Raw genomic sequence first — 13,541 nt, 5'->3', positions numbered from 1 at the left:
AGAGGGGATGCGCGACAAACGCAAGCGATGAGGCGCTTCACCGCTCAGCGTGCGGCAATCAGCGCTCCGGTGCCAATCATGGCGCTGCCGGCAAACCTGTTCATCAGCCGCATGCGCTTCGGCGTCCTGAACCAGCCTGAGGCCCTGCCCGCCAGCGCGGCATAGAGCCCCATGGTCAGGACGTTCACGCTGATCACGACCGCAACCACCAGCAAACCATCGGTGAAGGTCATGGTGTCGAGATTGAGGATGAGCGGCATGATCGAGGCATGGAACAGGATAGCCTTCGGATTCCCCAGCGCTATGGACGCGCCAAGGAGGAAGGACCGGGACAATCTCGCCTCGGCCATCTGCGCCTTGTTTGATTGCGTCGCCGAGGCCCGCCACATCCTGACGCCGAGAAAGATCAGATAGGCGGCGCCTGCATATTTCAGCAGGAGAAAGATCCATTCGAAGGTCTGGGCGAGCGCCACCAGCCCGAGCAGCGCCAGAGTGACCAGCACGGCATCACCGGCCGCGACTCCGACGCCAGCTATGAAGGCGCGAAGAAACCCACGCGACACACCATTGGTAATGACCGCGAACATCGCTGGTCCGGGTGTTGCGGCGGCGAGGGTGACGGCGGCGCAGTACGCGAAAAAAGCCGTTGGTGTCATCGCCTGGCCTTTCCGTTGGGCACCCGCACGCGCCGGAAGATGGCGACGATCTGCTCGCGGCTGCATTCGATGGCGCCAAGCCGCACCGCGCGGTCGCGCTCGAAGCCGGTTATGTCATAATGCGGCGCCGATGTCTTGGGCGGTCCCTGGTAGGACGAGCGCTTGACGCCGAGTTCGGCGGCAAAGCGATGCAACTCGTCGGTATCGTCGGCCAGGAGATGGCACCAGAGATGGCCCGCCCACTTCCAGATCGCCGCGTCGACGTAGACCGCCATCAAGCCCGCCGTGGCTCGCTCAATTGCACATTCCCGCTATTTCGATACCGCGCCAGCTATTTCGATACCGCGCCAGTTATTTCGATACTGGGCCAATTATTTCGATACCGGGCAAGGCTTTGTCTGGTCGAACAGCGAAAGATTGACCAGCTTGCCGGTCATCGAGAAGTCGCCATAGTCCATGGTGAGATCGCGGGTGATGCCGTTCTCATGCAGCTTGAAGCTGATCCGATATTCCGGCACTTCTTCGCCGTTCTGGGCGCTGTCGTCGAAATAGGCGATGTCGACCGGCCAGTATTTGTCGGTGGCAAGCTTCGCCAGCGCCGGCGCTTCCGGATCGGCCTTCTCGCCATCGGTCTTCTTGCCGACGACGACTGTGGTCGCCATCACCTTGTTGGCGTCTTCCGAACCGTCGAACAGGTTTGTCTGGTAGAAGTTCTCGCCCTTCTCGGCCTTGCCGATCAGTTCGACCAGATGTTGGGTCGGGAACTGGGTGGCGGCGAGTTCGAGGCTGTTCTTCTCGGGCTTGTCGATATCGACCTTGAGCCCCTTCGCGTCTTTCGTGGCAATGCCCTTGACCTCCTTGTCGAGGTTCTGGTCGACGAAGGATTTGGTCACGAACGAAAACGTCTTGCCTTCGGCATCCTCGAACGTGGTCGTCTGCTGGTCGGTGACTCTTGTATTGTCATTGGTGACGATCTGGGTGACGAAACGGAACTTCACGGTATAGCCCTCGCAGGCGGAGCCGTTGAACTCGTAGACCATACGGCCCGATATGCCGGTTATGCCGGAGCGGTCGGACGCCTTGTTGAGGGTGAGGTCGTACACGGCGCGATGCGCCTGCAGCGCCGGCACGGCGAAAGCGGGCCCTATCGAGAAGACCGCAGACAACAGGACGGCATGGAATGCGAGGCGCGTTGCGCGCATGTGGTGCTCCGATCGTCGCGGCTGATGGCAGGGCCGCAGGGAAAGATGGTCCAGCTTAAAAAAAGTCGTGGCGGAAGCGAGGCAAAAATAGCAATTTCGGCCCGGCCAGCGCGGCGCCTTCCAGCAATAGGGAAAAGCAATGAGTGAAACAATCGAAAAGCGGCTAAGCGATCTGGGCGTGACGCTTCCTGTCGCTGCCGCGCCTGCCGCCAACTACGTGCCTTACTGCAGGACCGGCAACCTGCTGTTCACCGCCGGGCAATTGCCGCTCAAGGACGGCAAGCTGCAGGCCGTCGGCCTGCTCGGCCGCGACGTCGACACGGCAAGCGGCAAGGACGGCGCGAAATACTGCGCCATCAACATTCTGGCACAGGCCAAGGCAGCGCTAGGCGATCTCGAGAAAATCCGCCGCCTGGTGAAGATCACCGTCTTCGTCGCCTCCGCCACCGACTTCGTCGAGCAGCACCTGGTTGCCAATGGCGCTTCCGATTTCCTGGTCGCCGCTCTTGGGGAGCGCGGCAAGCATGCCCGCTCCGCCGTCGGCACCGCCTCCCTGCCGCTTAATGCCGCAGTGGAAATCGAAGCGATCTTCGAAGTCGAATGAGCGAAGGCCTGACATGACCGACCTATCCTGGCTGATTGCCCGGCCCGTTGCCCATCGCGGCTTTCACGACATGAACAAGACGCGCTGGGAAAACACGCTTTCCGCCTTCACTGCCGCGGCCGAACGTGGCTACGCCATCGAATGCGACGTGCATCTGTCGTCGGATGGCGTCCCCGTCATCATCCACGATGGCGACCTGAAGAGGCTGACCGGGCAGGACGGTTTCGTCTGGCAGCGCACCGCGGCTGAACTTGCGACGCTCAAGGTTGGCGGGACATCGGATCACGTGCCGACGCTGCAGGAAGCGCTCGACCTCGTCGATGGCCGCGTACCCATGGTCGTCGAGCTGAAAGGGACTCCCGGCCGCGACGAAGGGCTGGTGGCGCGCGTCGGCAAGATGCTCAAGCGCTACAAGGGCAAGGCGGCGATCATGTCGTTCGATCACTGGCTGATCCGCGATTTCGCCAAACACGCGCCGGGCATTCCGGGTGGACTGACCGCCTACGGCAAGGACCTCAACCTGATCGAGGCGCATTTCGCCATGCTGGCGCACGAGCTTTCCTTCACCTCCTACGCCGCCGGCGATCTGCCGAATCCGTTTGTCAGCTTTGTGCGTGAAAAGCTCAAAATGCCCGTCATCACCTGGACGGTGCATGATCAGCCCGCGGTCGACTTGACCTTCAGATATGCCGACCAGATGACCTTCGAAGGGTTCGAACCCGACCTCGTCCAAGTCGCCTGAGCGGAGTGTCTGAAACGTGACTTGTAGCAGCCCGGATGGAGCTTAAATAAGCCTCATGGATCAGGGCGACGATGGCGACAGGCAAACGGCAAATGCGGACTATTCGATCCGCATCGCCGCTGGCATCGGAGCCTTCACCTGCGATGAATGGAACGGATTTGCCGGCACCACGCGTAACGCGGAAAACGACTATAACCCGCTGGTTTCATACGCTTTTTTAAGTGCACTGGAGGATTCCGGCTGCGCCGTACGGCGCACCGGCTGGCAAGGACATCACCTGCGGCTGGAGACAGCGCAAGGCAGGCTGCTCGGTGCCGTCCCCTGCTATCTCAAGTCGCACAGCCAGGGCGAATATGTGTTCGATCACGGTTGGTCGGATGCCTTCGAGCGCGCCGGCGGCCGCTATTATCCAAAACTGCAAAGTGCTGTGCCGTTCACGCCGGTCACCGGCCCTCGCCTGCTGGTCGGCAAAGGCGAGGACCAGGATGCGGTGAAGGCCGGGCTGGCCGCCGGCCTCAAAATGGTGACCGACAAGCTCGGCGTGTCCTCCGCGCATGTCACCTTCGCGCAGGAGAGCGATGTCGCGACGCTGGAGGCGGCAGGCTTCCTGCATCGCACCGATCAGCAATTCCACTTCTTCAACGAAGGCTTTTCCACCTATGACGACTTCCTGGCCACGCTAGCCTCGCGCAAGCGCAAGGCGATGAAGAAGGAAAGGCGCGAGGCGCTTGCCGATGGCATCTCGATCGACTGGCTGACCGGCAAGGACCTGACGGAAAAGGCCTGGGACGACTTTTTCGCCTTCTACATGGACACTGGCAGCCGCAAATGGGGCCGTCCCTATCTGAACCGCCAGTTCTTCTCGCTGATCGGCGAACGCATGGCGGACGACATCCTTCTGGTGATGGCCAGGCGAAATGGGCGCTACATAGCCGGCGCCATCAACTTCATCGGCTCCGACGCGCTCTATGGCCGCAACTGGGGCTGCATCGAGGATCATCCCTTCCTGCATTTCGAGGTCTGCTACCACCAGGCGATCGACTTCGCCATCGAACGCAAGCTCAAGGTGGTCGAGGCAGGCGCCCAGGGAGAGCACAAGCTGGCACGCGGCTACCGGCCGGTGACCATGCATTCCGCGCATTACATTTCTCATCCCGGCCTGCGCAATGCGGTGGCCGATTATCTCCGGCGCGAGCGTCGCGAAGTGGAGCGGATGGGCGAATATCTGGAAGACCACACGCCTTTCCGCAAGGATCTCGAGGAATAGCGGGCGCCTTTTGCGCGGCAGCCACCTGATCGTCCCACGACATCGTCTTGCCGCTCCGGGGCAGCTTCGCTACACGAGATGGCGAGGCACAATCCGGAGCGCTCACCATGGCCGAAACCGCCTACGACACCGAAAACATCTTCGCCAAGATTCTGCGCGGAGAAATTCCCTCGCACCGCGTCTACGAAGACGAAGCGGTCGTGGCCTTCATGGACGTGATGCCGCAGGGGCCCGGCCATACGCTGGTCGTGCCGAAGGCGCCGTCGCGCAACCTGCTCGACGCCGACCCCTCGACCTTCGGTCCGCTTTTCACGGTCGTCCAGAAAATGGCGGCGGCGGTCAAACAAGCCTTCGACGCCGACGGCGTCACCGTCATGCAGTTCAACGAGCCCGCTTCAGGGCAGACTGTCTACCATCTGCATGTCCATGTCATTCCGCGCTTCGACGGCATCCCCCTGAAGCCCCACACGGGTGGGATGGAGAAGCCCGAAGTGCTGGCACAGAACGCCGAAATGATCCGAACCGTCCTGCGTGCGCGATTTTAAGTCTTTCTAAACCGAGCGATCATCTCGGCACCCACGCCACCGTCGGCGATTGCTTTTTTAATAGTCTTTCAAACCCTCTTGAGGCATTTGTCTTGCGAGGGGCATTCGATGCAAGATACTTCCGAAGCTATAGGCAGGCGGTTTGATGCTGGGGTCGATGACGCCTTCTCAAACCTTTTGGTCGATGCATTTTTCCGGCACCGTACTGTTCATGCGGTAGCACTATTTACGCTCGGATTGAGTTTTGTGGTCGGCAGCAGAGTTGGCAACCTGCCGGATTTTGGATTACTTTACGAATACGCTTTCTATCTGGTAGTTTACTTCTGGATTGCCGGATGCGCATACGCGACCCTCCGGCTGTTCTGGCTGGCGTTTGTCGATCGTGCCAGGTCGCCGCTCCGCATGTTGTTGCGCCCGCTCCAGCAGATGCTGACCGATCGAAATCGCATTGCCAACGGCATCAACGGCCTTGCCGCGATGCTGGTTTTTATGTCGGGCTTTGTGGTGCTGAAAGGAGCGATCGCGGTGCTGGTGCCTTTCTCCTGGGACCAGACCCTCGCGCATTTCGGCGCCGACCTGCATTTCGGCCGCACTCCCTATCAATGGCTCTGGTGGATCGTCGAAAGTCCGCTGGCCGTTCACCTTCTCAATTTCTGCTACAATTTCTGGTTCGTCGTGCTGGTCGCAATGGTTTTTTCAAGCGTCGCCGCTGCCCGCGACTCGCTGCTGCGCCATCAGTTTCTGCTCAGCTTCATGCTGGTCTGGCTGGTTGGCGGCTTCTTCATCGCAATGGCATTCTCATCCGCGGGCCCGTGCTTTTATGCAAGGCTCGACCTTGGCGATCAGTATCAGCCGTTGATGGATGCGCTCGCGTCGGCGAACCGCCAGTATCCGATCTGGGCATTGTCCACGCAGGACAGGTTGTGGAGCGGCTATACGGGTTCGCCTTCGGGAACCATGGGCATATCCGCATTCCCCTCGATTCACGTCGCGACGTCGGTGCTCTTCGCTCTCTACCTGACGCGGTTATCGACCAGGCTCGGCATCGTGATGTGGATATTCGCAGCCATCATCATGCTCGGTTCGGTGGTGCTTGGCTGGCACTATGCCGTCGACGGCTACGCGGGCGCGCTTATTGCCGTCGCGATCTGGAAAATCACGGGTGGAGCATTGTCCCGGGCGCACGCCTAGTTTGCCACTTGGACGCTCTTGAGATGCTGCCGAATTGCATCCGCGCACTGCACCGAGCTCAGCAGCGAGGTGTCGACTTCCAGATCGTAAACGCCTGGCCGGTGCACCGCCTCCTGCCACAGACGCACCGGCAAAGGCACGGGATCGTCTGAAGAGCCGGTGACATAGCCCCTGCCCGTCTCGCTGGCGGCTCGCCTTTCCATAATGATCTCAATCGGACAGCGAACGCCGACAAACAGCACCGGCAGGCCGGCGAGCCGGCGCGCGCAATCGGCCAGGATGTCGAGCGGTTTCGAATAGCCATCGTGATGACCGACATCCGCCACGACGTTCAGATCCAGCCGGCTATGGGCCGCGATCGATTCGTAGAGGGCCGCATAAAATCGCGGCACGAAAACTTCGAGGTCAGGCCGCTCGCCGCCGGGTCGCAGGCCTATTCCCGGACGATATCGCGGCGGCGTGATCTGCGCATAGCTGTCGACGCCCAGGTTCATCCACGGACCTTCAAAACGTTCCTGGATGGCCTGAGCGATGCTCGACTTGCCCGATCGCGGCGCGCCGTTGAGGATGATGATCTGGCCAGCCATATGCCACCTCCGCCACCTCACGATGCCAATGAAAAAAGCCCCGTTTCGGGGCTTTTTTCGACTTTCATCAGGATCAGCCCTTGCGGGGCAGTTGCGGTACCAGGCTGCGCTTGCCGCCATCCTTGCCCTTGGGCTCCGGCTTCTGCGCCACCACCTTCTTCGCGGCGGGCTTCTTGGCCACTGCCTTGCGCGGCTTCGGCGCGTCTTCCGGCTCTTCCTTCTTCGGCTTCACCGGCGCCTCGTCGGCCAGCGATTCGAGTTTCAGGCCGGTCTCGCCGGTTTCCTTCTTCTCGACGGTGACACGCACCGTGCCGCCCTTCTTGAGCTTGCCGAACAGAACCTCGTCGGCCAACGGCTTCTTGATGTGCTCCTGGATGACACGGCCGAGAGGCCGTGCGCCCATGCGCTCGTCATAGCCCTTGTCGGCGAGCCATGCGATGGCGTCCGACGACAGGTCGAAGGTAACGCCACGCTCGGAGAGCTGGGCCTCGAGCTGCATGACGAACTTCTGCACCACCTGATGGATGACCGGCACCGGCAGCGAGCCGAACGGGATGATCGCATCGAGACGGTTGCGGAATTCCGGCGTGAACAGCCGGTTGATCGCCTCGACATCGTCGCCTTCACGCTTGGTCGACCCGAAACCGATCGCCGCGCGCTGCGCATCGGACGCGCCCGCATTGGTGGTCATGATCAGGATGACATTGCGGAAGTCGATCTGCTTGCCGTTATGGTCGGTCAGCTTGCCGTGGTCCATGACCTGCAACAAGATGTTGAACAGGTCCGGATGCGCCTTCTCGACCTCGTCGAGCAGCAGCACGCAGTGCGGATGCTGGTCGACGCCATCGGTCAAAAGACCGCCCTGGTCGAAGCCGACATAGCCGGGAGGCGCGCCGATCAGCCGCGAAACGGTGTGGCGTTCCATATATTCCGACATGTCGAAGCGGATCAGCTCGACGCCGAGCGAGGCGGCCAACTGCTTGGCCACTTCGGTCTTGCCGACGCCGGTAGGCCCCGAGAACAGATAGGAGCCGATCGGCTTCTCCGGTTCGCGCAGGCCGGCACGGGCCAGCTTGATCGCCGAGGTCAGCGCGGTGATCGCGGTGTCCTGGCCGTAGACAACGCGCTTCAGCTCGATGTCGAGGCCCTGCAGCACCTTCTCGTCATCGGCCGAAACCGTCTTCGGCGGGATGCGGGCCATGGTGGCGATCGTTGCCTCGATCTCCTTGATGCCGATCGTCTTCTTACGCTTGGCTTCCGGCACCAGCATCTGCGAGGCGCCGGTTTCGTCGATCACGTCGATCGCTTTGTCCGGCAGCTTGCGGTCGTTGATGTAGCGCGCCGACAGCTCGACCGAGGCCTTGATGGCTTCGCTCGTGTAGCGGACCTTGTGGAACTCCTCGAAATAGGGCTTCAAGCCCTTCATGATCTCGATGGCATCCTCGATGGTCGGCTCGTTGACGTCGATCTTCTGGAAGCGCCGCACCAGGGCACGGTCCTTTTCGAAGAACTGGCGGAACTCCTTGTAGGTGGTCGAGCCGATGCAACGGATCGCACCCGACGACAACGCCGGCTTCAACAGGTTCGACGCGTCCATGGCGCCGCCCGAAGTGGCGCCGGCACCGATCACGGTGTGGATCTCGTCGATGAACAGCACGGCACCCGGATAATCCTCGAGTTCTTTGACGACCTGCTTTAGCCGTTCCTCGAAATCACCGCGGTAGCGCGTGCCGGCCAGAAGCGTGCCCATGTCGAGCGCGAAAATGGTGGCATTGTGCAGCACTTCGGGAACATCGCCTTCGACGATGCGCTTGGCGAGGCCTTCGGCGATCGCCGTCTTGCCGACGCCGGGGTCGCCGACATAGAGCGGATTGTTCTTGGAGCGGCGGCACAGCACCTGGATGGTGCGGTTGATCTCCGACTCGCGGCCGATCAGCGGATCGATCTTGCCGGCCTTGGCCTTGTTGTTGAGGTTGACGCAATAAGCGGTCAGCGCATCCTGCTGCTGCTTCTTCTTGCCGCCTTCCTCTTGCGGCTCGGCGCCGTTCTGGCCGCCCTGCTCGTCATCGGCGCCGCGCGGCGAACGCGTCTCGGAAGCGCCAGGGCGCTTGGCGATGCCGTGCGAGATATAGTTGACCGCGTCGTAGCGGGTCATCTGCTGTTCCTGCAGGAAATAAGCGGCATGGCTCTCGCGCTCGGCGAAGATGGCAACGAGCACGTTGGCGCCCGACACTTCCTCGCGGCCCGACGACTGCACGTGGATGACCGCGCGCTGGATGACGCGCTGGAAACCGGCGGTCGGCTTGGAATCCTCGTCGTAACCGGTGACCAGGTTGTCGAGCTCGGTGTCGATATAGGTGAGAACGGTGTGCTTGAGCTCGTCGAGATCGACGTTGCAGGCGCGCATGACGGCGGCCGCCTCGGTGTCGTCGATCAGCGCGAGCAGCAGGTGTTCAAGGGTTGCATATTCATGGTGCCGCTCATTGGCGAGCGTCAGCGCTTGGTGAAGCGCCTTTTCCAGGCCTTGGGAGAAAGCCGGCATGTTACCTCACTTCTTCTCCATCACGCATTGCAGCGGATGCTGATTCTGTCGGGCGAAATCCATGACCTGGGACACTTTGGTCTCGGCCACCTCGAATGTATAGACCCCGCACTCGCCCACCCCATGATTGTGAACATGAAGCATGATGCGTGTGGCAGCTTCGCGGTCCTTCTGGAAAAAACGCTCCAGCACGTGAACCACGAACTCCATCGGAGTGTAGTCGTCGTTGAGAATGAGAACCCGGTAAAGGCTAGGCTTCTTGGTCTTGGTTTTTGTGCGCGTGATGACGGCCGTCCCGCGGCCGGCCTCATTGCCGTCGCCGCCGCCGTTTTGCATCCGCGCCACCTGTGTCGTGGCAGTCAAACCGATCGTCACGTAATCCTGCCTCTTTCGAATCCTCATGCGAGCTCAACATGTAGGTGTTCGATGGACGATTTTAAGCCCTTCTGGTTAGCTGACAATATGGCTAGGTGACCAAACTTCGCGGATTTTCGCAATCGTGAAGGGGCGCGAGGCGCTGGATAGCAAATCGACATGAAAAAACCCGGCCGCGCTCGCGCGACCGGGTCTTGTGCCGGACCCAAAGGGCCGGATCTCGCTGTCGTCGTAAGGCGAATTACCTCGCCCGGGCGAAATTACTTCGCCTTGGCAACGATCGATTCGAACGGCTTGTAGGCTTCCTTGGCGAGTTCGGCATAGAGGTCGCCGATCTTGGTGGCCTCGGCGACGAACGCCTCGTAGGACTGCTTGGCATAGTCTGTGTGGATCTCGATCGCCTTGTCGAGCGACTTGGCAGAGAGCAGCTTCTCGGCAGCGGCGCTGCCGGCTTCGAAACTCTTCTTGGTGTATTCGCCGGCCTCGGTGGCGATCGCCTGAGCACCCTTGGAGAGCGAAGCGAAGCTCTTCAATCCGGTGTCGGCAAACTCTTTGCCGTATTTGCTGAAGTCCTCATAGGTCTGGGTCATTTCGCGATTCCCTTGACGGTTGAGGCGTCCTTCTTCGGGGCGCCCTTGTGCAATGCACTAGAATATATTGTGCGCCGCACAAAAGTCAATATTTCGCCTGCGTTCAGAGCCCGCCTGCACAGGCAATGCCTAAAAGTCAAATAAAGTGAGTTTCAAGCCCGAAGAAAATGGTGAACGCGCCGGTTACCATAAACGGATTGGTAACGCTGCCCCGCTAGCTTGGCTGAAAGTGCGGCAGGACCCTTTGCCGCCTCCAGCGCAACGAAGAATTCAAGGTAAATATCAGTGCGTAAGGCGTTGTTGGGCATCGTTTCCAGATCCACCTCCCCCCTCAAAGCGATCATGGTCTTCGCCTTGGCGCTGACATTCGTTTGCGCTGACGTTGCCTCGTCGCTGGCGGCGCGGCAGGCGGCCATTGTCGTGGACGCCAAGACCGGCAAGGTGCTGTACTCCGCGGATGCCAACGGCAGGCGCTATCCGGCATCGCTGACCAAGATGATGACGCTTTACCTGACCTTCGAAGCTCTGGCGAAGGGCAAGATCAGCAGGAACACGCCTGTCGTGTTTTCGGCCAAGGCATCCGCCGAGGCGCCAACGAAACTCGGCGTGAAGCCGGGCGGTTCGGTCACGGTCGACACCGCCATTCTGTCGATAGTCACCAAGTCGGCCAACGACTCGGCAACCGCGCTTGGCGAAATGATTGGCGGCAACGAAACCAATTTTGCCCGCATGATGACGGCGAAGGCGCGTCAGCTCGGCATGAACGGCACCGTGTTCCGCAATGCCAACGGCCTGCCCGACCCCGGCCAGTTCACCACCGCGCGCGACATGGCGACGCTCGGCATCGCACTGCGTGAGCATTTCCCCCAATATTACGGCTATTTCTCGCAGCGGTCCTTCCTCTATGGCCGCCAGCGCATCAACGGTCACAACCGCCTGCTCGGGCGCATCAAAGGCGTCGACGGCATCAAGACCGGTTACACACGCGCCTCCGGCTTCAATCTCGTCTCGTCCGTGTCAGACGGCAATCGCCGCCTCGTTGCCGTCGTCATGGGCGGCACATCTGGCGGCAGCCGCGACAACCAGATGGCGGCTCTGATCAACACCTATTTGCCGAGGGCTTCTACCCGCGGCGGCGGCGATCTGGTCGCCAAGGCTGATAGCAATCCGATCAGGGCGCTGGCCAAGGTCCTGCTGCCCAAGCACGACGCGCCGACACCGGACGAAAAGCCGGTGGCTGTTGCAAGTGACGATACGGCCGTCTCCGAAGACGCGACCGTCGCGCAGGGCGACAGCAATGCCGAGGACAGCAGCGCGGAGGACGACGCCACGGTCGAAGAACCCAAGCTGGTCGTTCCGGCCAAGAAGGTGAAGACGGTCATCGTCTCCGCCCCCAAGGTCGCCACCGCACAGGTCGTGGCCGCCTATGCCGAGCCGACGCCCGCGCCTGCACCCGCGGTCGATCCGGTCAACACCGCATCGGTGCCCTCGGGCTGGGCCATCCAGGTCGCTTCCTCGCCCAAGCAGTCCGAAGCCCAGGCCTTCCTCGACAAGACCAGCAAGCAGGCGCCCAAGGTGCTGGCCGATGCCGCCGGCTTCACCGTCGCCTTCGACAAGGATGGCGTCACCTACTATCGCGCGCGGTTCGGCGGCTTCGGTTCGAAGACCGCTGCCTGGAAGGCCTGCACCGCTTTGAAGAAGAAGAGCATCGAGTGCTACGCCGTCCAGCAATAGGACGGGGTAGCACACAATCTCCCGGAAAATTTTTGCGTCGAAGGAGACTAATTGTGATTGGAGAGCAAGACGTCCTTGGCTTCGTTGATTCGCGCCGCCAGGAAAGACGTGCCGCCGATGTCGGGGTGCAGGCGCTGCATCAGGCGGCGGTGCGCCTTGCGGACATCCGCCGCGGCGGCCCCCGCTTCAAGACCAAGGACCTTGTAGGCCTCCTCCTTAGTCATGGCGCCAGGACCTGGCGCAACACCCAGCCCTTCGCCACCGTTCGTCTCAATGTTTTTGCGCCAGACGGGAAATCTGCCGTCAAGATACGTCTCTAGCAACTGCCTGCTCTCCGGATCGCCGGAGAGTTCGCGGTAGAGATGCTGTAATTCCGAAAGACCCATGGCGCCAAGCATCTTGCCGTCATGGCGGCCGGCCAGGACCAGTCCTTCGAGACCGCCCGAATTGTGATCGAGTTCCATCTCGAGTGCCGCTGTCCGCACTGTCGAGCGTTTTCCAGGCTTGGCATTTGGCCGGCCTGCGCGCGTGGCGCCATACCAGCCGATCGCCGCGAACAGGATGATGCCGCCGATCCCGCTGCGCCCGACCAGCAGCACGGCGCCGCCCACCAAGGCCAGCAGGATCGGCCCCAATGTTCTCGTCGAGCTGGCGAGCCTGGCCGGATCGGCGCGAAGAAACGCCGTGGCTACCATCAGCAGCACCAGAAGCAATGCGACCAGGACGATAATAGCGCCTAACATTTCCCACCGCCCCGCGGATTCCCTGCCCGCCTGGACAGCCGCGTCACTTCCTTCAACACTTTTTCTGCGCCGGAATCATGGCCTCCCTCCGATAGCAAGAGGGCGTTGGCCCAGCCAACGCGGCGGCCCTTGTCGACTTCGACAGCTTTTCATCGCGCATGAATTTCAAGATGTGGCGTTGTATCGCCGCTTGCAAGTCCAGCACGAAGCAAGATGGAGGGCCAGCGGACGGCTAGAGCATGCCGCTCAAAAGTGAACTCAGACCCAGAGCGCGCCGCATGAATCCGTTTCAGCGCGACGCGCTTTAGAGCAAACCGAGATCGGCAAGCTCACGCCTTAGCTTCGGCGGCATCTCCACCAGCCCGGCCTTGCCTTTGCCGAGATCAGCCGGCGCATCCGACGGCTTCAGATAGCGCCAGCCCTGAAACGCCCGGCGCGGCTGCCAGTCGGTGCGAATGACCCGCGGGTCGAGCATCAAATGGCAGCGGCCGATACCTTCGTCGTCGGTGAACGGCCGGATCTCGGTGATCAGCTGGCGGCACTGCACATTGCCCTTGATCACCCAGTAGAGCGAGCCGCCATCGGTGACCTCTTGCCCACGCGTCGGCACCATGCGGGTCGTGTGCCAGTGTTCGACCGGATCACCGGCCCGGCGCCGTTCGTCGAGACGGAACTCGATCCATTCCTCGAGATCCTCGACGCTGTCGCAGCCGACGCACAATTTTAGGAGGTTGAGAGCCATCCGCTAAGGTTAGTCCGGAGC

At 61.3% G+C, this 13,541-nt stretch carries 16 protein-coding genes; 6 read left to right on the top strand and 10 right to left on the bottom strand.

Annotation, left to right across the window (positions count from 1 at the left end):
- Window positions 1-44: 44 nt before the first annotated feature.
- From MESOP_RS21055 to MESOP_RS21045, 3 genes are all read right to left on the bottom strand, one after another.
- Complete coding sequence (locus MESOP_RS21055) at window positions 45-656, bottom strand: LysE family translocator (protein ID WP_013895359.1); 612 nt, start codon at window positions 654-656, stop codon at window positions 45-47.
- Window positions 653-931, bottom strand: a complete 279-nt coding sequence (locus tag MESOP_RS21050) for a DUF4031 domain-containing protein (RefSeq protein WP_013895358.1) — start codon at window positions 929-931, stop codon at window positions 653-655. The genes MESOP_RS21055 and MESOP_RS21050 overlap by 4 nt, the downstream gene beginning before the upstream one ends.
- 96 nt (window positions 932-1,027) lie before the next feature.
- Window positions 1,028-1,858, bottom strand: coding sequence for a cell envelope integrity EipB family protein (locus tag MESOP_RS21045; protein WP_013895357.1), 831 nt, complete (start codon window positions 1,856-1,858; stop codon window positions 1,028-1,030).
- Window positions 1,859-1,997: 139 nt separating this feature from the next.
- Between MESOP_RS21045 and MESOP_RS21040 the strand changes: the two genes are divergently transcribed.
- The 5 genes from MESOP_RS21040 (at window position 1,998) to MESOP_RS21020 (ending at window position 6,207) form a co-directional block, all read left to right on the top strand.
- Window positions 1,998-2,462 carry a RidA family protein gene (locus MESOP_RS21040; RefSeq protein WP_013895356.1) on the top strand — a complete coding sequence of 155 codons (465 nt, stop codon included), beginning with the start codon at window positions 1,998-2,000 and terminating at the stop codon, window positions 2,460-2,462.
- A 13-nt stretch (window positions 2,463-2,475) separates the two neighbouring features.
- On the top strand, window positions 2,476-3,204 hold the full coding sequence (locus MESOP_RS21035; RefSeq protein ID WP_013895355.1) for a glycerophosphodiester phosphodiesterase: 729 nt from the start codon (window positions 2,476-2,478) through the stop codon (window positions 3,202-3,204).
- Window positions 3,205-3,259: 55 nt separating this feature from the next.
- A complete protein-coding gene (locus tag MESOP_RS21030; protein WP_013895354.1) occupies window positions 3,260-4,471 on the top strand; it encodes a GNAT family N-acetyltransferase in 1,212 nt (403 codons plus the stop codon).
- Between the two features lie 107 nt (window positions 4,472-4,578).
- Complete coding sequence (locus MESOP_RS21025) at window positions 4,579-5,016, top strand: HIT family protein (protein WP_013895353.1); 438 nt, start codon at window positions 4,579-4,581, stop codon at window positions 5,014-5,016.
- A 108-nt stretch (window positions 5,017-5,124) separates the two neighbouring features.
- On the top strand, window positions 5,125-6,207 hold the full coding sequence (locus MESOP_RS21020; protein ID WP_013895352.1) for a phosphatase PAP2 family protein: 1,083 nt from the start codon (window positions 5,125-5,127) through the stop codon (window positions 6,205-6,207).
- Here the strand turns inward: MESOP_RS21020 and MESOP_RS21015 are convergent.
- From MESOP_RS21015 to MESOP_RS35765, 5 genes are all read right to left on the bottom strand, one after another.
- Window positions 6,204-6,794 carry a chloramphenicol phosphotransferase CPT family protein gene (locus MESOP_RS21015; protein WP_013895351.1) on the bottom strand — a complete coding sequence of 197 codons (591 nt, stop codon included), beginning with the start codon at window positions 6,792-6,794 and terminating at the stop codon, window positions 6,204-6,206. The genes MESOP_RS21020 and MESOP_RS21015 overlap by 4 nt on opposite strands.
- Window positions 6,795-6,867: 73 nt before the next feature.
- The gene (clpA, locus tag MESOP_RS21010) at window positions 6,868-9,336 is read right to left on the bottom strand and encodes an ATP-dependent Clp protease ATP-binding subunit ClpA (protein WP_013895350.1); all 2,469 of its coding nucleotides are present in this window, start codon (window positions 9,334-9,336) and stop codon (window positions 6,868-6,870) included.
- Between the two features lie 6 nt (window positions 9,337-9,342).
- Window positions 9,343-9,672, bottom strand: a complete 330-nt coding sequence (gene clpS / locus MESOP_RS21005; protein WP_010909565.1) for an ATP-dependent Clp protease adapter ClpS — start codon at window positions 9,670-9,672, stop codon at window positions 9,343-9,345.
- A 299-nt stretch (window positions 9,673-9,971) separates the two neighbouring features.
- Window positions 9,972-10,301, bottom strand: a complete 330-nt coding sequence (locus MESOP_RS21000; RefSeq protein ID WP_013895348.1) for a phasin family protein — start codon at window positions 10,299-10,301, stop codon at window positions 9,972-9,974.
- A gap of 152 nt (window positions 10,302-10,453) precedes the next feature.
- A complete protein-coding gene (locus MESOP_RS35765; protein ID WP_167313528.1) occupies window positions 10,454-10,645 on the bottom strand; it encodes a hypothetical protein in 192 nt (63 codons plus the stop codon).
- Here MESOP_RS35765 and MESOP_RS20995 point away from each other — a divergent pair.
- Window positions 10,587-12,035, top strand: coding sequence for a D-alanyl-D-alanine carboxypeptidase family protein (locus MESOP_RS20995; protein ID WP_013895347.1), 1,449 nt, complete (start codon window positions 10,587-10,589; stop codon window positions 12,033-12,035). The genes MESOP_RS35765 and MESOP_RS20995 overlap by 59 nt on opposite strands.
- 47 nt (window positions 12,036-12,082) lie before the next feature.
- On the opposite strand, the gene MESOP_RS20990 is transcribed toward MESOP_RS20995, so the two are convergent.
- Both MESOP_RS20990 and MESOP_RS20985 read right to left on the bottom strand, forming a co-directional pair.
- Window positions 12,083-12,778 (bottom strand): DnaJ domain-containing protein, encoded by a 696-nt coding sequence (locus MESOP_RS20990; RefSeq protein WP_013895346.1) that lies wholly within the window; start codon window positions 12,776-12,778, stop codon window positions 12,083-12,085.
- Between the two features lie 304 nt (window positions 12,779-13,082).
- Window positions 13,083-13,520, bottom strand: a complete 438-nt coding sequence (locus tag MESOP_RS20985; RefSeq protein WP_013895345.1) for a DUF1489 family protein — start codon at window positions 13,518-13,520, stop codon at window positions 13,083-13,085.
- Window positions 13,521-13,541: the final 21 nt, after the last annotated feature.

The sequence above is a fragment of the Mesorhizobium opportunistum WSM2075 genome (genome assembly GCF_000176035.2).
Classification (GTDB): domain Bacteria; phylum Pseudomonadota; class Alphaproteobacteria; order Rhizobiales; family Rhizobiaceae; genus Mesorhizobium; species Mesorhizobium opportunistum.
This window is presented reverse-complemented; position numbering and strand designations above follow the sequence as displayed.